The sequence below is a fragment of the Variovorax sp. Root473 genome (genome assembly GCF_001426505.1).
Lineage (GTDB): Bacteria > Pseudomonadota > Gammaproteobacteria > Burkholderiales > Burkholderiaceae_C > Variovorax.
In genome coordinates, this window is record NZ_LMEV01000016.1 from 104,176 (window position 1) to 121,738 (window position 17,563).

Sequence of the window (17,563 nt, forward strand, 5' to 3'; positions counted from 1 at the left end):
CAAGGAAAAAGGGCACCCATGATAGGCAAACTGACCGGCACGCTCGCAGAGCGCAACCCCCCGCAGGTGGTGGTGGACTGCAACGGCGTCGGCTACGAGGTCGACGTGCCGATGAGCACGTTCTACAACCTGCCCAACGTCGGCGCGAAGGTGTCGCTGCTCACGCACTTCGTCGTGCGCGAGGACGCGCAGATTCTCTACGGCTTCGGCACCGCCGAGGAGCGGGCGGCCTTCCGCCAGCTCATCAAGATCACCGGCGTGGGCCCGCGCACCGCGCTGGGCCTGCTCTCGGGCATGAGCGTGGGCGAGCTGGCGCAGGCCATCACCACGCAGGAGCTGGGCCGGCTCGTGAAGATTCCCGGCATCGGCAAGAAGACCGCCGAGCGGCTGCTGCTGGAGCTCAAGGGCAAGCTGGGTGCCGACATCGGCCTGCCGGCGCATGCCGCGTCCGACGCGCAGGCCGACATCCTGCAGGCGCTGGTGGCGCTGGGCTACAGCGACAAGGAAGCCGCGCTCGCGCTGAAGGCGCTGCCGAAGGACGCGAGCGTGAGCGACGGCATCAAGATGGCACTGAAAGCGCTGGCGAAGTGAGCTGGCGCGAGGCGTGGTCGCGCGCGCAGGCGCTGCGCCACGAGTCGACCGAGACCGACGCGGTGCTGATGCACGCGGCCATGGTTCTTTCGGTGCCGATCATCTGGCTCTACGGCTTCGCGGGCGTGGCCTACGGCCAGTTGCCGATGCTGACGCCGGCCGGGTTCATCGACATGCCGGGCGTGTGCGCATGGCTCACGGCGGTCATGGCGTTTGCGGTCGGCCTCTTGTTCATCGACTGGCTGGTGCGCGGCGACGTGGCACCGCCGCCGGTGCCGCAGTCGATCGTCGTGCGGCACTGGCAGTCGGGCTGGCCCCGGTCGCCGGCATTGCCGCCGGAGCCGTCCCCCGGTTTCCTGCAGGGCAGCGCATCCCCGTTTCGCAGCGTGTGCCTGAGCGTCGCGGCGATCGCCTGCCTGTCGGCACTGGTGTTCAGCGGCCTCGACACGCTGGGCTGGTCGGTCGTCGCACGGCCGGGGGGCCTCGCGCCGCGCGCCGAGTGGCCGCTGTACCCGCTGCCGTGGATCTGGCCCTGGCTGCTGCCGCTCGCGCGCCAGCCCTTCATGCTCGGCACCATCGTGATCGGTGCCGTGCTGTTCGTCGCAGCGATCCTGATGCGCTGGCGCCGGGTGCGCGGCGCATGGTTTCCCTTCTTCGCGGCGCTGCCGATCCTCGTGGCGCCGAACTTCCTGGGCGCCGCCGGCTTCGACTACGCCGCCGCGCGCGGGCTCGGCGGCCTGAACGAACCCGCGCTGGCGAGTGCGCTCGCGCAGCATCCGGGGCGCTACAACGTCTACACCTTCCTGAGCCTGTGGGGCGGCATCGGTGCCGGCACCGTCGGCCTCGTGCTCGGCTTCTGGTTCGGCCGCTCGCGGGTCATGGACGAGGATTGAGCGACTCGCCTGCTCATTCGAGCGTCAGGCCGATGTCCTTCACCAGCGCGCCCCAGTCGCGCAGGTCGTTGCGGATGGTGGTGGCGAACTGCTCGGGCGTGTTCTGCGGCAGGTCGGTGAAGTTCAACTCGTGCATGCGGCGCACCACCGCGGGATCGCGCAGCACCTGGTTCACGGCCTCGTTGAGCTTCTTCACGACGACGGGCGGCGTCCTGGCCGGCGCCAGCACGCCGTACCAGGCGTAGGTGGTGAAGGGGTAGCCGCTCTCGGTCATGGTCGGCACGTCGGGCAGCATCGGGATGCGCGAGGGGCCGCTGTTGGCCAGCGCGCGGATGCGGCCGGCGCGCACGATCTCCACGGTGGAGGAGATGTCGGCGAACGCCGCATCGACCTGGCCGCCCACGAGGTCCTGCACGCAGGGGCCGCTGCCCTTGTAGGGGACATGCGTCATCACGAGGCCGGCCTGCTTTTTCAGGCTTTCCATCGCCAGGTGGCCGCCCGAGCCGGCGCCCCACGAGCAGTAGCTGAGCTTGTCGGGCCGCGCCTTGGCGTAGGCGACGAACTCCTGGATGGTCTTCACCGGCAGGTCCTTGCGCACCAGCAGCAGGTTGCCGCCGCGCCCGACCTGGGCGATCGGCACGAAGTCCTTCAGCGGGTCGTAGGGCAGCTTCTTGTAGAGGCTGGGGTTCACCACCATCGTCGCGGCGTAGGTGAACAGCAGGCGGTAGCCGTCGGGCGTGGCGCGCGCCACCACTTCGCTGCCGAGGATGCCGTTGGCGCCCGGGCGGTTGTCGACCACGAAGGGTTGCTTCAGGATCTTGCCGAGGCCGTCGCCAATGAGCCGTGCGATGGTGTCGGTGCCGCCGGCCGGCGCGGTGGGCACGACCAGCGTCACGGGCTTGTCGGGGTAGGTGTCGGCGGCGTTCGGTTGCGCGTGGCCGGCGACGGCCAGCGCGGCCAGGGTGCAGGCGACCAGCGTGCGCAGGCCGAAGCGGAAGCTTTGTGTGTTTGTCATGGTCCGTGTCTCCGGGAAAAGTCTCAGCGGATGCCGAAGCGCGCCTGCGTGCCCTGTTCGATCATGTCCGCGCCCACGCGGTACAGGTTGCGCGAAACGTAGCTGGGCACCTCGCGTGCGCGTTCGCGCAGCCATTCGGCCTTGAGCGAGCGCGCCTCGGCGATCTCCAGCGCGTCGCCCTCGGCGGTGGCCAGCAGGTCGATCACATGCAGCGCGAGTTGCCACTGCTTGCTTGCCGCCAGTGCGCGCGCCTGGGCGATCACGCCGCGCTTGTCGGTGATGGCGTCGGCCACCGCGCGGCCGATGGCCTCGGGCGCGGCCGGGTGCAGCGAGGTCGGGTTGCGGTCCCACCAGCCGTTCTCCGAGCGGTAGATGTCGCGCACGATGTAGCCGGGGTCGCCGTAGGTCGGCTTCATCCAGTCGACTGCGAAGAGCTCGTCGGGAAAGCGGATGCGCGCCAGGATGTCGCGCTCGTTGAGCCCCTCGTTCATGAGCCGCACCACCTCGGCGCGCAGCCAGCGCAGCGCGCGGGCCGTGTGCACGAGCACGTGCTGCACCTGGTCTTCGCCCTCGAGCGTGGCGCCGAATTCGCGCACCGCCTTGCGCGGTTTCAATGCCGCCAGCGCCTCCAGCGTGTCGGCCCAGCGCACTGTGTCGCGCATCGTGCGAAAGGGCGTGCCGATGTTGGGAATGGAATCGATCAGCGCCGCGCCGCCGTACAGCACGCGCTGCGCCGGGCTCCACAGCGCGATCGCGTCGTCGGTTTCCGAGGGCGCCCAGCGCAGTTCGATGCGGCGCTCGCCGCTGCCGATCTGCAGCACATCGTCGAAGGTCTCGGTGGGCGGGTGCGTCACCAGCCGGTGGTCGAAGAAGCCCGGCGGGCGGTTGAACTGGATCTCGGCCATGCGGTGCTGCAGGGCCATCGTCTCGCCGTAGCGTGCCAGGCGGCGCGGCACGTTGCGGTGCGCAATGATCCGCGGCGGCGCATCGCCGCGCGCGGCGGCATGGGCCAGCCACATCGGCACGCCGGCGTTGTAGCCGATGTGGCCGTGGCTGAAGCACAGCGCATGCACCGGCGCGTCGCTGAGCTGGCGCAGCGCATCGATCATGCCCTGCGTCACCGAGCCGCCCGGGCCGGCATCGATCACGACCAGGCCTGCGTCGGTCTCGGCCACGAACGATTGCCCCTGCCCGCGCAGGATGTGCAGACCCGGCGCGACGGTCTCGGTGCCGGTGCCGACGATGAGGAACGGCTTCTCTTTTTCTTCTGCTGCTTGCGGCTTTTCAACGGTGGCGGTCATGCGGAGTCCTTGGTGACGGTGAGGGGCGGCAGCAGGTAGCGGCCGTCGAGCAGCTCGGCGCGCGGCATGTAGGCGCGCAGGCAGAGGTAGAAGCGGCCTTCGGGTGCCGGCAGCCAGTTGGCGAGCGCGGCTTCACGCTCGGGACGCGCGTGCTGGATGTGCAGCGTGAGCCCGCCGTCGGCATCGCGCCGCAGGCCCGGCGTGCGATCGCCGACGGCGTAGCGGTCGATCGGGTTGTCGACCAGCATGTAGTCGTGCGTGTCGTACATCGTGAGCGACCAGAACGCGTCGACCGGCGGCAGCGCATCGGGGGTGAAGCGCAGCGTGTAACGGCGCTGGCCAGTGAGCGGCTCGCCTGCGGCGTCGTGCCAGGCCATGGGGTAGGTGGCCTCGCGGCTTTCGAGCATGCCGATGTACTTGAGCGCGACCAGCGCGCGTGCCAGGTGGTCGTCGCCGAAGGAGCCTTCCACCAGCGGCATCTGCACCCAGCCCGTGGCCGTGGTGCGGCCCGAGTTCGCTTCGCGCAGCCGCGGCAGCACGGTGTCGAGCGCGGCCTGCAGCGCGGCGCGCTGGCTGTCATCGAGCGGCCTCGCGTCGGGTCCGATGCCGAGTGCCGCGTAGCGTGCGACCCGCGCCGCATCGCCGGCTGGCGGTGCGTTGTCGCGCAGCGCCGCGTTCACCTGCGCGGCGAAGTGGTCGGCCGTGAGCGGCGCCTTCGGGTCGCAGGCCGGATCGAAGGCGCGCGGCGCCGAGGCGCGGCCGGCCTGCCAGTCGGCCAGCGTGCGCACGAGAAAACCGTCCTGCAGCGCGTTGACCACGGGCACGTCGTGCGGGCCGTCGACCAGCAGGCGCCCGATGATCCACAGCCAGCGCGTGGGCGCCTCGATGCGCGCGCCCGGCGCGTGGAAGGCGGCGGGCAGCGTACCGCGCCATCCCGGCGGCGTGATCACAAAGGACCGCGCCGCCGTGCCGGTGAGGCGCTGCCCCAGGTGGGCAAAGGGGTTGGTGAAGAAATCGAGCAGGCCCAGCACGTAGTAGCGGCCGGCGGTATCGGGCACGTCGATCACGAGCGGGCCCTCGCCCAGGTCGAGCCAGGCGTTGGTGTAGAGCGTGTCATTGTTCGGCGTGACGACGCGGCTCTTGCCCGCGCGCAGCAGCTGGCGGGCGTGCGTGAACACGTTGCACCAGCGCTGCGGCTTCGGCGCCTCGCCGGCGGTGTCGGTGCGCTGCGGCGAGGTGGCCGCGCGCATGCGGCACATCTCGTAGAGCGGGTAGGCGTAGACCACGGCCTCTTCGGCCACGGCGTGCAGGGTGTCGGTGTGCGGCTGCATCGTGCTCAGTCCTGCTGTGCTTGCAGTGCCGGAATGCGCCAGCTCTGCACGCCTTCGCGCGGGTAGTACATGCGCAGGATCAGGTAGAAGCGCCCGGCCGGCGCGGGCAGCCAGTTGGCGGCATCGGCGGGGCGCGCGTGGCTCACCACCAGTTCGAGGCTGCCGTCGGCGGCGCGATGCAGGCCGGGCGTTCGGTCGCCGATCGCGTGGCGGCGGATCTCGTTGGGGTAGAGGAAGCGGTCGCTGTCGTACAGCGTGACCGACCAGAACGCGTCCGCAGGCGGCAGCTCGCCGGCCTCGAAGCGCATCGCATAACGGCGCTGGCCGTCCAGCGGTTCCTGGTTGGCGTCGTGGTGCGCGGCGGCGTACACGGCTTCGCTGGTGGCCAGTGCACCCAGGCCCAGGTAGGCGGTGCGCGCGCGGCCGAGGAACTCGTTGCCGTAGCGGCCGGTGGCGGGCGTCATCGACCAGGGCTTGGGCCGGCGGTTGCGGCCCACCGCGCCGACCAGCTGCACCCCGTCGGCGAAGCCTTCGATCAGGCCTTCGCGCAGCGGTGCTTCCAGCGCGTCCCACGAGAACGCCGCGTTCGCCAGCAAGCCGCCCTGGCCGAACCAGGCGACCAGCGCGCGGTCTTCCACGCGGCCCGGCGCCTCGGCCAGTGCGTGGCACACGTTGGTGAAGAAGCGCGGCGCCACCTGCGCGGCCGGTTCACCGTGCTCGAAGGCGGCAGCCATGGCGTCCTCGAGCGGGCCGGCCCATTGCTCGATCGCGGCGGGGCGGCCCTGCAGCACGGTGCCGGGTGCGGGCGCGAGCAGGATCTCCGACTGCAGCGCGCGCGCGGCCGGCCAGTCGCTTTCGTCGCCCACGAGGATGCGGCCGATGAGCCAGACGAGGTTCGTCGGGCAGCGCACCACGCGGTGGGCCGCGAGCGATTCAGGCACGGTGCCGCCGGGGCCGACGAGCACCACGGTCTCGCCGTCGGGGTTGCAGTTGCGCGGGCCGAGGTTCTCGAAGTTCTCGGTGTAGGCGTCGTACAGCGGCAGCACGAAGTAGCGCCCCGGATGGCGCGACGACGCGGGCACCGTGAGCAGCATCGGCCCATCAGCCAGGTGCAGCCAGGCCATGGTGTAGAGCAGGTCGTTGGCGGGCGTGACCACGTCGCGGTCCTGGTCGGTCGAGGGGCGCGGCGCGTGGTGCAGCGTGTTCATCGGCGCACGCACATCCGAGCCGGCCGAGGCGCCGGGGCGGCGTTCGGCGCGCGGTGCGGTCTGCATGGCGCAGGTGCGGTAGGTCTCGGTGAGCGGATAGCCGTAGACGAAGGCGGCCAGGCCGATGGAGCGGGCGAGCGCCTTGCGGGCGACGGCGATGTCGGGCGTGGAGACGGGAGCGTTCATGGAAAAGACCTCGGAGCTGGGGTTCGAAAAGAGGGAGAGGTGGGAAGACGGTTCAATCGAGCTTCACGCCCGTGGCCTGCGTGAGCTTCAGCGTCACGGGCAGGAAGGCCTTGTAGGCCGCGGTGGCTTCGGGCGGCAGGTTGCCCACGGGCTCGGCGCCGAGTTCCTCGATGCGCCGGCTCACCTCGGGCTGGCGCACCACCGCGCTGACCTCGCGGCCCAGGCGCTCGACGATGGCATCGGGCGTCTTCGCCGGCGCCATCAGCGAGGTCGGCCCGGTCATGGCGTAGACCTCGTCGGCGTAGCCCTGCTCGGCGAAAGTCGGCACGTCGGGCAGCGCGCGGGCGCGCCGGGTGCCGGCCACGGCCAGCGGGCGCAGCTTGCCGGCCTTGATGTACGGCTGCAGCGTGGTGACGGAGCCCACGGTCATCTGGATCACGCCGCCGATCAGGTCGATCGCCATCGGGCTCTCGCCCTTGTAGGGCACGTGCATCGTCTGCAGGCCGTAGGCCTTGTCCATGTAGACCTGCACCTGGTGCGGCTGCGTGCCCGGGCCCCACGAGCCCATCGAGTACTTGCCGGGCGCGGCCTTCACGGCGGCGACGAGGCTCTTGAAGTCGGTGGCGGGGATGGACGGGTGCACCGCCAGCACGGTGCGCGTGGTGGCGATGTCCGACACCATGCGCAGGTCGGTGCGCGGGTCGTAGGGCAGCTTGCTGTAGAGCACCAGGTTCGCGGTGACGGGGCCGGGCACCGTCAGCAGCAGCGTGTGGCCGTCGGGCGGGCTCTTGGCGACGTAGTCGGTGCCGATGATCCCGCCCGCGCCGCTGCGGTTCTCGACCACCACGGGCTGGCCCAGCCGCTTCGACAGCCCCTCGGCCACGAGCCGTGCGAGGATGTCGGTCGAACCGCCCGCCTGGTACTGCACGATGATGCGCACGGGCTTGGAGGGGAAGGAGGCCTCCGTGGCTGCCGCTGCCGTGCCGGCTGCGAGCACCAGTGCCGCGCCCGCGCCGAGTGCGTGCCCGAGTCCGTTCTTCGATGTCGTCATGCGATGTCTCCGGTGGTTGTTGTTGTGCTTCAGGGCGCGCGGCCGACGACCAGCGCGTCGACCGCCACGCAGCCGCCCTCGGACTGCGGGCGTGCGATCAGCGGGTTGATCTCGGCGCTGTCGAGCGAGTCGCCCGCGCGCTGCGCAAAGTCGGCGAGCGCGCACAGCGCATCGGCGATCGAATCGAGGTCGACCGGCGGCCGGCCGCGCGCGCCGTTCAGGATCGCGAAGGCGCGCAGCTCGCGCACCATCGCCAGCGCGTCGTCGCGCGTGATGGGCAGCGCGCGCAGCGACACGTCGCGCAGCGTCTCGACGTGGATGCCGCCCAGGCCGAACATCAGGACCGGGCCGAAGACCGGGTCGCGGTGCACGCCGGCGATGCATTCGACGCCGCCGGTCAGCATGCGCGCGACCAGTGCGCCGTCGAGCCGCGCCTCGGGCCGCGCCGTGAGCGCGTGGTCGCGCGTGCGCTCGAAGGCCGCACGCGCCGACGCCGCGCCGCGCAGTCCGAGCGCCACGCCGCCGACGTCCGATTTGTGCGGGATGTCGGCGCTGACGATCTTCACAACGACGGCATCGCCGAGCGCATCGGCGGCCGCTGCGGCCTCGTCGGCGCTGCGCACCACGCGGTGTGCGACCACCGGCACGCCGGCTTCGGCCAGCAGTGCGAGCGCATCGGGCTCGGACATCGTGCCGGGCGCGAGCGTCAACGACGCCTTGATCGGCGCAGGCGCTGCAGGCGCGGCCGCCGCCGGCTTCAGTCCCGCGAGCGCAGCGATCGTCCGGATGCCGTCCGACGGATCGGCGAACACCAGGCAGCGCATCGCCTCGAGCTCGGCGCGGCGTTCCGACGACAGCAGCGTGCTCACGGCCAGCAGCGTGTCGGGGTAGGCCTCGCGCAGCGACGTCACGAGCGCGCGCAGCACCGGCCAGAACGCGTCCGACGCGCCGGCCGCCGCAAGGAAGCCCATCCACGATGCGAAGCCGCGGTCGTCGAGCATCACGCGGGCCGTGCGCTCGATGAGCGTCATGTCGTTGGTCACCTGTCCCGTGATGTCGACCGGGTTGCGCGGCGCCGCGAAGGGCACCCAGCGGCGCAGCGTGTCCCGGGCGGCCTCGCTCAGCGGCTGGACATCGAGGCCCTGCGCCGAGGCGTCGTCGGCCATCAGGGCGCCGACGCCGCCCGAGACCGTGAACAGGCCGATCGAGCGGTCGCGTGGGCGGCCCGCCACGGCCGCGCTGTGGGCCAGGTCGAAGAACTCCGTGAGGTTGCGTGCGCGCAGCACGCCGTACTGGCGGAACACGGCGTCGTACACCGCGTCGTCGCCCGCCAGCGAGGCGGTGTGCGAGGCGGCAGCCTCGGCGCCCAGCGCGGTGCGCCCGACCTTGACCATCACCACCGGCTTGCCGTGGGCCTGCGCCAGGGCCAGCGCCGCGCGCAGCCGGGGGCCGTCGCGGCAACCTTCCATGTAGGCCATGATCACGTCGGTGTCGGGGTCCTGCGCGAGCCAGGCCAGGCAGTCGGCGACCTGCACGTCGGCCTCATTGCCGGTGGTGGCCCACAGCGACAGGCCGACGCCGCGCGCCCGCGCCATCGCGTAGGCGTAGGCACCGAACGCGCCCGACTGGCTCACCAGCCCGATGCGCCCCGGTTTCACGAGTCCCCCGCCGGGGGCCGGCGAGAAGGTCGCGTACACATGACGCGCCACGTTCATGAAGCCCAGGCAGTTGGGGCCGACCAGCCGCACGCCGGCGGCACGCGCCTTGTCGCCGAGCCGCGCCTGCGCCGCCGCGCCCTCGGCGCCCACTTCGGCGAAGCCCGAGGAGAACAGCACCACGCCCTTCACGCCGGCCGCGATGGCGTCGTCGAGCGCGCCGTCGACCAGCGCCGACGGCACCGCGAGGATGGCCAGGTCCACCGGCTGGTCGATGGCGCGCAGGCTCGGAAAAGCCGGCAGGTCCTGGATGCGGTCGGCATTCGGGTTGACCGGGTACAGCGCGCCCTCGAAGCCGAAGCGGCGCTGGTAGTCGACGGGAATGCCACCGATCTTCTGCGCGTTGGACGAGGCGCCGACCACCGCGATGGCGCGTGGCGCGAACAGCGCCGACAGGGATTCGGCTTGCGAAGAGAAGAAGTCCATGGGCATGTCGGAGGTGTCGGAAGTCAGAAGTTGTGGCGGATGCCGGTGGCGAGCACGCGCACGTCGTTGCCGCTGTTGGCGACCACCGGAATGGTCCCGAGCGAGGCCGAGGCGCCGTGCCGGTTCAGCAGGCGCAGCCAGCGCGCATAGACCACGGTGCGCTTGCTCAGGTAGTGGTCGTAGCCCAGCGTCCACGCCAGCTGCGAGCGGTCGCTCTCGGCCACCTTGCGCTGCGTGGCGCCGAAGATGAGGTTCGAGGTGGGCGTCACGTTGTAGGTGGCACCCAGGTTCACGAGCTTGGCGGTCGGCACGTGGGGCAGGCTGGAGGCGTTGCGCACATAGCTGGCGTACAGCTGCAGGCCGATCGACGGCAGCTCGTACGAGCCCGTCAACGCCTGGTAGGTCGTGGTGGCGGGCGAGGCCACGGGCGCCGCCGCCGAGCCGGAGCGCGCGCGCTGGAAGGCATAGGCGATGTAGTAGGGCTTGCGCGACCAGCCGAAGTTGCCGCCATAGACGTTGCCGCTCTGGTGGCTTGGCGCACTCGATTCTCCCGGTGCGTAGGCAACGTCGGCGAAGAACGCCATGCTGGCGGGCGTGCGGTAGCGCACCATGTTGCTGGCGCGGGCCGCGAAGGGCGTGAGGCCGGGTTGCGCGTCGGTGGCGGCCACGAGGTTGATGGGCGAGAACACCGAGTTCAGGCCGTAGGGGTCGGCCTTGAACAGCGCATAGAACATCGGCGTGTACATGCGGCCCGCGTCGATCTGTCCCCACGGTGCCGAGAACCCGACGAAGGACTGGCGGCTGAACGACATCGCAGGGCCGGGCAGCGTGCCGTTGCCGGTGTCGGGCGCAAAGCCGCTTTCCAGCGTGAAGTGCGCGCCCAGGCCACCGCCGAGGTCTTCGGTGCCGCGAAAGCCGATGCGCGAGGCGGTCTGGCCGCCGTCCTCGAGCCGCGTCGACGACGCGGCGCCCGACTTGGCGTGCGCCACGTAGAGGTCGACCGTGCCGTAGACGGTGACGGTGCTTTGCGCGAACGCAAGGGTGGAGGCCGCGAGCGCGAGGCCCGCGGTGGTGGTCTTCATCATCTGGTGTTGTCTCCGGGTGTGGCGTGCCGCTTGCGGGTGCAGGGCGGTGCCGCTTGTGTGCTTGTCGATGCCCGGGGCTTACGATAGAAATGAAGACCCGCCGAATCTGTCAACGCCTTGACAGATTCGTGAACATCAAGGCAGGGAGAACCCGCTGGCCCGACAGACTGTTTCCATTCCCAAGAGTGCGCTGAACGCCGAAGAGAGCGCCGACCTGCTCGACCGCGCGCTGCGCTGGAACGAGCTCTTCTCGCACTGGCCCGACGCGCGCCGCGCCGAGCTCATGAAGTCGGCGCGCCTCGTGCGTTACCGTCGCCGCACGCAGGTGCTGGCGAGCGACCGCCACAAGCGCGAGCTGCTCGCGGTGGTGTCGGGCTGCCTCGAAATCAGCAGCATGAGTTCACTGGGGCGCAAGTACGTCAACGCGCTGCTCGGCCCCGGCCAGGTGGCGCCGCTGGTGCGTCTGCTCGCCGACGTGCCGCTGCCCTACGACTACCACGCGCACGAAGACTCGGTGATCGTTCACCTGCCGTGCGACGCGGTGATCTCGCTGCTCGACGCCGAGCCCGTGCTGTGGCGCGACGTGGCCAAGCTGGCGCTGAGGCGCCAGCGGCTGAGCGTGGTGCTGCTGCAGAACCAGATGCTCAACTCGGTGCGCGGGCGCGTGGCGGCCACGCTGATGAGCGTGATCCATTTCTACGGCATGCAGGTGAAGGCCGCCGCGAGCCTGCCCGTGCGCCTGTCGCAGAACGACCTGGCGGCCATGCTCGGGCTGTCGCGCCAGACCATCAACAAGGAACTGGGCCGCCTGGTCGCCGAAGGCGTGATCGACATGAGCTACAAGCGCATCCGGATCGTGGACCCGGACCAGCTGGCGATCATCGCGACCGGCACCGGGCCGCAGTGATTCCAGGCGTCACATCGTCTCAGGGATGGATCTTCTCGCCCTTGGCCAGCATATCGACAAACTGCGCGATGCGCCGAGCGCGTGTCTCGGGCTTCTTCGCGCCCTGCGTGCGGAAAAGCACCGCATAGCGGTTGCGCGCATCGAGCGTGGCGAAGAAGGCCTTGGCCTTGCGGTTGGCGTCGAGCGCGGCCTGCAGGTCGGGCGGCACGGTCGCCACGCTGGCGGCGTCGTAGGCCGCGTCCCATCGGCCGTCGGCGCGGGCGCGCGCCACCTCGGCCAGGCCGCCGGGCTGCATGCGGCCGTCGTCGATGAGCTGCAGTGCCTTGTCCCGGTTGATCTTCGACCAGGTGCTGCGCGCGGTGCGCGGCGTGAAGCGCTGCAAAAAAAACTGCGCGTCCTGGCTCTTGCGCTGGCCGTCGATCCATCCAAAGCACAGCGCGATCTCCAGTGCCTCGGGGTGGTCGACGGAGGCGATGCCGCTGGCCTTCTTCGCGATGCGCAGCCAGACGCCGGCGTGCGTGGCGTGATGTTTCTTGTACCAGCGCAGCAGTGCGGCGGCGTCGGCACATTCCAGCGGCGTGTCGTCGACGATGCGGTCCGCCTTGGCCGCGGTCTTCTTCGCCGCCGGACTCACGGCACCCACCAGTAGCGCAGCGCGTGGAAGTAGATCGGCGCCGCGAAGATCACCGAGTCGAGCCGGTCGAGCATGCCGCCGTGGCCTTCGATCATGGAGCCCCAGTCCTTCACGCCGCGGTCGCGCTTGATGGCCGACATCACGAGCCCGCCGAAGAAGCCCAAGAGGCAGATCATGAAGGCCATGAGCGCGGCCTGCCATGGGTTGAAGGGCGTGGCCCAGTACAGCGCCGCGCCCAGCGCGGTGGCGCTGGCCACGCCGCCGATCAGGCCTTCCCAGGTTTTCGAGGGCGAGAGTTCGGGCGCCACCCTGCGCTTGCCGAGGAGCTTGCCCCACACGTACTGCAGCACGTCGCTGCCCTGCACGACGATGACGAGGAACGCGATCAGCAGCAGGTTGCGGCCTTCGAATCCCGGGATCTGCAGCGTGAGCAGCGCCGGCACGTGGCTGATGCAGAACACGCACACCATCAGGCCCCACTGGATCTTCGAGGTGCGCTCCAGGAAGCGCTGCGTGTCGCCGCCCACGGCCGCCAGGATGGGCAGCAGCAGGAAGGCGTAGACCGGGATGTAGATCGAATACAGGCCGTACCAGTCGATCCAGATCAGGAAGTACTGGCCCGGCAGCGCGACGAAGAAGGCCAGCGCAATGGCGCCGTGGTCGCCGCGCCGCGTGTAGGCCAGGCTGATGAACTCGCGCAGCGCATAGAACGAGATCAGGTAGAAAAGCACGATCACGCCGCCCTTGCCGAAGGCGAAGGCCAGGCCGATCACCGCCACCATCACCCACCACGCGTTGACGCGCGAGTTGAGGTTGTCGATCACCGAGTGCGGCTGGCCGTGCGCCACGCGCCACTTGAGCAGCGCGCCGATCGAAGAAGCCAGCACCAGCACGCCGAAGACGCCGCCGAAGAGCTTGAAGGTGGTCCAGGCGAAGGGGGACATTTCGATCACGAGGCGGTCCCTCCGTTGGGCTCGATGCGGTCGTATTCGGGGCGCAGGTCGAGCATGGCCGTGCGTGCGCGGGCAAGGAAGGCAACCTTGTCTTCGCCTTCCTCGAGCTGGATCGGCGCGCCGAAGCGCACCGTGCAGGCCAGCGGGATCGGCACCAGCGTGCCCTTGGGCAGCACGCGCTTGAGGTTCTCGATCCATACCGGCACCAGCCGCACGGTGGGGCAGGCGCGCGCCAGGTGGAACAGGCCGCTCTTGAGCGGCAGCAGGATGTCGTCGCCCGTGTTGCGCGTGCCCTCGGGGAACATGATGAGCGAGTCGCCGCCTTCCAGCGCCTCCTTCATCTGGTCGACCGGGTTGCCGCCCTGGCCCGAGCCGTCACGGCGGATCATGAGCGCGTTGAACACGTCCTTGCCGATGAAGTTGCGCAGCTTCGAGGCCTCCCAGTAGTCCTGGCCCGCCACGGGCCGCGTGAGCGCGCGCAGGTCGGAGGGCAGCGTGGCCCACAGCAGCACGAAGTCGCCGTGGCTGGTGTGGTTGGCGAAGTACAGCGTCTGCTCGGCCTTGGGCGTGGTGCCCGACCAGAGGGCGCGCACGCCGGTCAACAGGCCGGCCACGCCGATGATGAGCTGGCCCGCCACCACGGCGAGGCCGCGGCGCACGATGGCACCTGGCCGGGCGCCTTCGTCGCTGCTGCTGTCGTTCTTGTTGTTGCCGTTGTCGTTGTGGTTCACGCGATTTCCTGTGTCATGAGGGCGAGCAGGAACAGCGCGTTCTGGCCGGCGATCACGATGGCGTGGCGCTGCATCAGCTGGCGGGTTCCCTGGACGCGCTCGGCGAGCGCGCGGGCGCTGGGGTGCGGCGGCGGGTCGCGCAGCCCGAGCACCGAGAGTGCGTTGTCCAGCGCGCCCAGCGTGGCGATCTGGCCGTTGGCCAGACCTTCGAACAGCGCCTGGTCCAGACGCAGCCGGAAGGCGAAGTAGCGTTCGAGCACGCCCAGCACCATCACCCCCGCAAAAGCCAGGATGGCGGTGTTCGAGAGCCCGCGCAGCGTGAGCGCCAGCACCAGCGCGGCGATGCAGGTGAGCGCGAGGCCCAGGAAGGCGAGCACGGCCGCCGCGCGCAGCAGGCCGGCCAGGGTGGTGCAGGTGGCGCGTTCGTTGTCAGTCATGGCGCGAAGGTGTTCCAAGGGGTTCGAGTGCGGCACGCCAGGCGGCATGCAGCACGATCTGCGGGCGTGCGCGGCGCACGGCGTCTTCGGCGTGAGCCAGGCCGTGGTCGCGGCCCAGCCAGGCGATCACGGCGGCGGCGCTGCGCGAGAAGCCCAGCGCGCAGCAGACCCAGACGGTCGAACCATCGGCCGCCGCGGCACGGCGCTGGCCTTCAATGACGGCCGCGGCGCGGCGCAGGCGCCCGGGCGGCGGCACCACGAGGTCCAGCAGCGGGACGCAGCGCGCGTGCGTGGGCGGCACGCCGGCCGGCAGTTGCAGCTCGGCGCACAGGCTCACAAGCCGGGGCTGGCCAGCGGCGAGCCATTCGGCGGGCGTGGGGCGCCGGCCCAGGCGCAGGCCCGGCACCACCTCGACCGAGGCCGGCAGCTTGCGCGTCCAGAGCCACACATTGAAAGCGGCGCCCAGGCGGTAGGGCGCGAACAGCCAGCGTGCCGCCCAGCCCATGCGGCCGTGGCCGTCCATCTGGAAGCCGCGCGCGCCGAAGCCGAGGTAGTTGAGCGACACCAGCGCAAGTGCCGCCGCCGGCCACGCCAGCCACAGCGCCACACCGCTGGTGGCCAGCCCTGCGCTCAGGCACAGCGCCGCGCCCACGGCATAGAAGCCCGCGAGCTTCAGCCGCTGCGGATCACGCGCCAGGCGCCACGCGCGCAGCATCGACACCCGGCGCGCTATCGGCCACAGCCACACGCAGAAGATGCCGAGCAATGCGCCGGTCGGGATGTCGATGAAGTGGTGCTGCCAGGTCGTGAGCACCGAGGCGCAGATCGCGAAGGCCCACACATGCAGCACGAGCCGCGCCCACAGCGGCCGGATGAACCGCCGGTACCAGTCCCACAGGATCACGGCCAGCGCGATGTGCAGCGAGGGCGCCTGGTTGTACGGCTGGTCGAAGCCGCGCAGCGCATCGAACAGGAAGGCCGGCGCGCCCTCGACCGCCGGCTGGCCGAAGCTGAAGTGCAGCGGCCAGAGGACGAAACAGGTGCAGGCGATGAGCGTGGCGCTCACGAGCCGCAGTGCATGCCGGTCGAGCGTGTGGCGATCGCGTGCCAGGAACAGCGACAGCGCGTAGAAGACGTTGATCGTCCAGTACGGGAAGATCGTCCACGCCCAGAAGGGCACCTGCCGCTCCCAGTCGAAGGCCATCGAGGGCACGCTGGCGCGCGTGGTGGCCCACCAGTTGGCGAAGCCGTAGGTCGCGTAGAACAGCGGTCCCAGGAACACCAGCCACGCGGCGGCGCGCTTCCAGGGCCGTTGTGCCAGCCAGCCGGTCATTGCGCGACGCGCACCGCCAGCGACACCGTGAAGATGCCCCACTCGTCGACCCGCTGGTCGATCTTGCGGAAGCCCGCCTCTTCGACCAGCTGGTCCATCTCGGCCTGCGTGCGCCGGCGCATCACCCAGGCTTCGCCCTGGCGGTGGCTGGTGAGCGCGCGGGCGATCATTTCGAGCTGCGGGTGCCACGGCTGGCCGGTGTAGACCAGGTAGCCCCGGTCTTCCACCGCATCGCCCACGCCCGCGAGCGAGCGGCGCACCATCTCGTTGTCCGGGAACAGCTCGTACAGGCCCGAGACCACCGCCAGCGTGGGCCGCGGCGTCACGCTCGCAAGGCTCACGCGGTCGAACGCGTCGGCCTGCACGAACTGGGCGACGTCTTCCAGGCCTTTTTCGGCGATGAGCGCCGTGCCGTCGCGCACGTTGATGTCGCTGTAGTCGCGCAACAGGATCGAGCTGGCCTTCACCGGGCTGGCCAGCACCGCGTCGAGCACGTAGCGGCCGTGGCCGGCCGCGATGTCCATGACCCGCACTTCGCGGTGCATCTCGACCAGCCGCTCCATCGCGATGCGCAGCAGCTCCTCGACGTGGATCTTGCGCTGGCGGATGCCGCGCCAGCCGATGGAGTCGAGGTAAGTGCGGTCGACCGACCGGCCCATTGCGCCCTTGCCCTGTGGCTGGTTGCGGTAGACGTAGTCGAGCGTGCTGCCCGAGTCGAAGCCGGTGGCATGGCCCAGCGCGATGCCGCTGGACAGCGCGCCGCCCACGCGCAGCCCGCCGCGCGTGATCGCCCAGTAGGCGCCGCGCGGCGACAGCGGCGAGAGCGGTTCGGCCAGCGCGCGCGATTCGTCGGCCGTGTGGCCGCTCAGGTGCGCCTCGCGCAGGTCGACCGGCACGGCCGGTTCGTCGAAGCGCTGCAGGATGAACTCGCGGATCGACGCCACGGCGGGCGCCCGGTCCTTCTCGCCCAGCGTGTCGTGGAAGAAGCCCGGCAGCACCGTCTTCGTCTTGACCGCGCTGCCCAGCCGGTCGAAGAACTGGTGCTGCGGCTTGTGGTGCACCACCCAGTCGGCGCCGGAAATGAGCAGCTGCACCGGCAGCGTGATCGCGTTGGCGTCGGCCACCACGCGGTCGGCCGCCTCGTACAGGCCCAGCAGGATGTTGACGGCGATCGGGCGCGAGATCAGCGGGTCGTTGGTGTAGCTCTCGATGCGCTCGGGGTCGTGCGTGAGGAACTTCGGCTTCACATAGCTGTTGACGAAGAACAGCCCGCGCAGCTTGTGCATGAGCGCCAGCCCCGGCCGCGCGAACGGCACGTAGAGCTTGACCTTGAAGGCCGGCGAAGCCAGCGTGAGACCGCGCACCTTGGGCGCGTAGTCGTGCGCCCAGGTGGCGATCAGCACCGCGCCCACGCTCTGCGCGACCACGTGGATGTCGTGCTCGGGCACGCCGTGCGTGCTGGCGATGTGCTGCACGAAGGTCTGCACGTCGCGCACCGAGGTGCCGAAGCTCGGGCTGTAGCCGCGCTGGCCCGGCGAGCGGCCGTGGCCGCGCGCGTCCCAGGCGAAGAAGTCGAAGTCGGGCAGGTTCAGTTCGTCGACCAGGTGCGCCATGCGCGCGCCGTGCTCGTGGCCGCGGTGGAACAGCAGCACGGCACCGCGCCGTGCGCCGCCCGTGGCGGGCCAGTGGCGGTAGAAAAGCGATTCGCCGTCGTGCGTGCGGAAGTGGTGCTCGGCGGCAACGCGGGGTGCGGAAAGGGTCATGAA

The 17,563-nt window shown here is 70.6% G+C and carries 16 protein-coding genes; 3 read left to right on the forward strand and 13 right to left on the reverse strand.

Translation table 11 applies throughout. From position 1 onward, the window contains the following. Positions 1 to 18 precede the first annotated feature (18 nt). On the forward strand, positions 19 to 591 hold the full coding sequence (gene ruvA, locus ASD34_RS11820; protein WP_056577514.1) for a Holliday junction branch migration protein RuvA: 573 nt from the start codon (positions 19 to 21) through the stop codon (positions 589 to 591). Then, positions 588 to 1,484, forward strand: a complete 897-nt coding sequence (locus ASD34_RS11825) for a hypothetical protein (protein ID WP_056577517.1) — start codon at positions 588 to 590, stop codon at positions 1,482 to 1,484. Before ruvA ends, ASD34_RS11825 begins: the two co-directional genes overlap by 4 nt. A 13-nt stretch (positions 1,485 to 1,497) precedes the next feature. Here ASD34_RS11825 and ASD34_RS11830 read toward each other — a convergent pair whose 3' ends face one another. Genes ASD34_RS11830 through ASD34_RS11860 form a run of 7 tightly spaced genes read right to left on the reverse strand, consistent with a single transcriptional unit; the run spans position 1,498 to position 10,802 of the window. Beyond that, entirely contained in the window at positions 1,498 to 2,499 is a 1,002-nt protein-coding gene (locus ASD34_RS11830) for a Bug family tripartite tricarboxylate transporter substrate binding protein (protein WP_056577521.1), read from the reverse strand. Positions 2,500 to 2,522: 23 nt separating this feature from the next. Continuing rightward, complete coding sequence (locus tag ASD34_RS11835) at positions 2,523 to 3,800, reverse strand: alkyl sulfatase dimerization domain-containing protein (protein ID WP_056577525.1); 1,278 nt, start codon at positions 3,798 to 3,800, stop codon at positions 2,523 to 2,525. Further along, complete coding sequence (locus tag ASD34_RS11840; protein ID WP_056577528.1) at positions 3,797 to 5,131, reverse strand: DUF1254 domain-containing protein; 1,335 nt, start codon at positions 5,129 to 5,131, stop codon at positions 3,797 to 3,799. Before ASD34_RS11840 ends, ASD34_RS11835 begins: the two co-directional genes overlap by 4 nt. Positions 5,132 to 5,136: 5 nt before the next feature. Continuing rightward, positions 5,137 to 6,525 carry a DUF1254 domain-containing protein gene (locus ASD34_RS11845; RefSeq protein ID WP_056577532.1) on the reverse strand — a complete coding sequence of 463 codons (1,389 nt, stop codon included), beginning with the start codon at positions 6,523 to 6,525 and terminating at the stop codon, positions 5,137 to 5,139. Between the two features lie 52 nt (positions 6,526 to 6,577). Then, positions 6,578 to 7,576: a Bug family tripartite tricarboxylate transporter substrate binding protein gene (locus tag ASD34_RS11850; protein WP_056577535.1), complete on the reverse strand. Its 999-nt coding sequence runs from the start codon at positions 7,574 to 7,576 to the stop codon at positions 6,578 to 6,580. Positions 7,577 to 7,605: 29 nt separating this feature from the next. Then, positions 7,606 to 9,717 carry an acetate--CoA ligase family protein gene (locus ASD34_RS11855; protein ID WP_056578034.1) on the reverse strand — a complete coding sequence of 704 codons (2,112 nt, stop codon included), beginning with the start codon at positions 9,715 to 9,717 and terminating at the stop codon, positions 7,606 to 7,608. Positions 9,718 to 9,740: 23 nt separating this feature from the next. Next, positions 9,741 to 10,802 carry a porin gene (locus tag ASD34_RS11860; RefSeq protein WP_056577538.1) on the reverse strand — a complete coding sequence of 354 codons (1,062 nt, stop codon included), beginning with the start codon at positions 10,800 to 10,802 and terminating at the stop codon, positions 9,741 to 9,743. Positions 10,803 to 11,085: 283 nt separating this feature from the next. Between ASD34_RS11860 and ASD34_RS11865 the strand changes: the two genes are divergently transcribed. Beyond that, positions 11,086 to 11,709 carry a Crp/Fnr family transcriptional regulator gene (locus ASD34_RS11865; RefSeq protein ID WP_235510039.1) on the forward strand — a complete coding sequence of 208 codons (624 nt, stop codon included), beginning with the start codon at positions 11,086 to 11,088 and terminating at the stop codon, positions 11,707 to 11,709. 19 nt (positions 11,710 to 11,728) lie between these two features. Here the strand turns inward: ASD34_RS11865 and ASD34_RS11870 are convergent, their stop codons facing one another. The 6 genes from ASD34_RS11870 to ASD34_RS11895 form a co-directional block, all read right to left on the reverse strand. Beyond that, a complete protein-coding gene (locus tag ASD34_RS11870; protein ID WP_082548588.1) occupies positions 11,729 to 12,352 on the reverse strand; it encodes a YdeI/OmpD-associated family protein in 624 nt (207 codons plus the stop codon). Further along, complete coding sequence (locus tag ASD34_RS11875; protein WP_200937585.1) at positions 12,340 to 13,287, reverse strand: phosphatidate cytidylyltransferase; 948 nt, start codon at positions 13,285 to 13,287, stop codon at positions 12,340 to 12,342. Before ASD34_RS11875 ends, ASD34_RS11870 begins: the two co-directional genes overlap by 13 nt. Positions 13,288 to 13,292: 5 nt before the next feature. Next, positions 13,293 to 13,958, reverse strand: coding sequence for a lysophospholipid acyltransferase family protein (locus ASD34_RS11880; RefSeq protein WP_056578038.1), 666 nt, complete (start codon positions 13,956 to 13,958; stop codon positions 13,293 to 13,295). Between the two features lie 65 nt (positions 13,959 to 14,023). Continuing rightward, positions 14,024 to 14,464, reverse strand: coding sequence for a hypothetical protein (locus ASD34_RS11885; RefSeq protein WP_056577548.1), 441 nt, complete (start codon positions 14,462 to 14,464; stop codon positions 14,024 to 14,026). Further along, positions 14,457 to 15,797, reverse strand: a complete 1,341-nt coding sequence (locus ASD34_RS11890; RefSeq protein WP_056577551.1) for a phosphatase PAP2/dual specificity phosphatase family protein — start codon at positions 15,795 to 15,797, stop codon at positions 14,457 to 14,459. Before ASD34_RS11890 ends, ASD34_RS11885 begins: the two co-directional genes overlap by 8 nt. Beyond that, positions 15,794 to 17,560 (reverse strand): bifunctional alpha/beta hydrolase/class I SAM-dependent methyltransferase, encoded by a 1,767-nt coding sequence (locus ASD34_RS11895; protein WP_056577554.1) that lies wholly within the window; start codon positions 17,558 to 17,560, stop codon positions 15,794 to 15,796. Before ASD34_RS11895 ends, ASD34_RS11890 begins: the two co-directional genes overlap by 4 nt. Positions 17,561 to 17,563 lie beyond the last annotated feature (3 nt).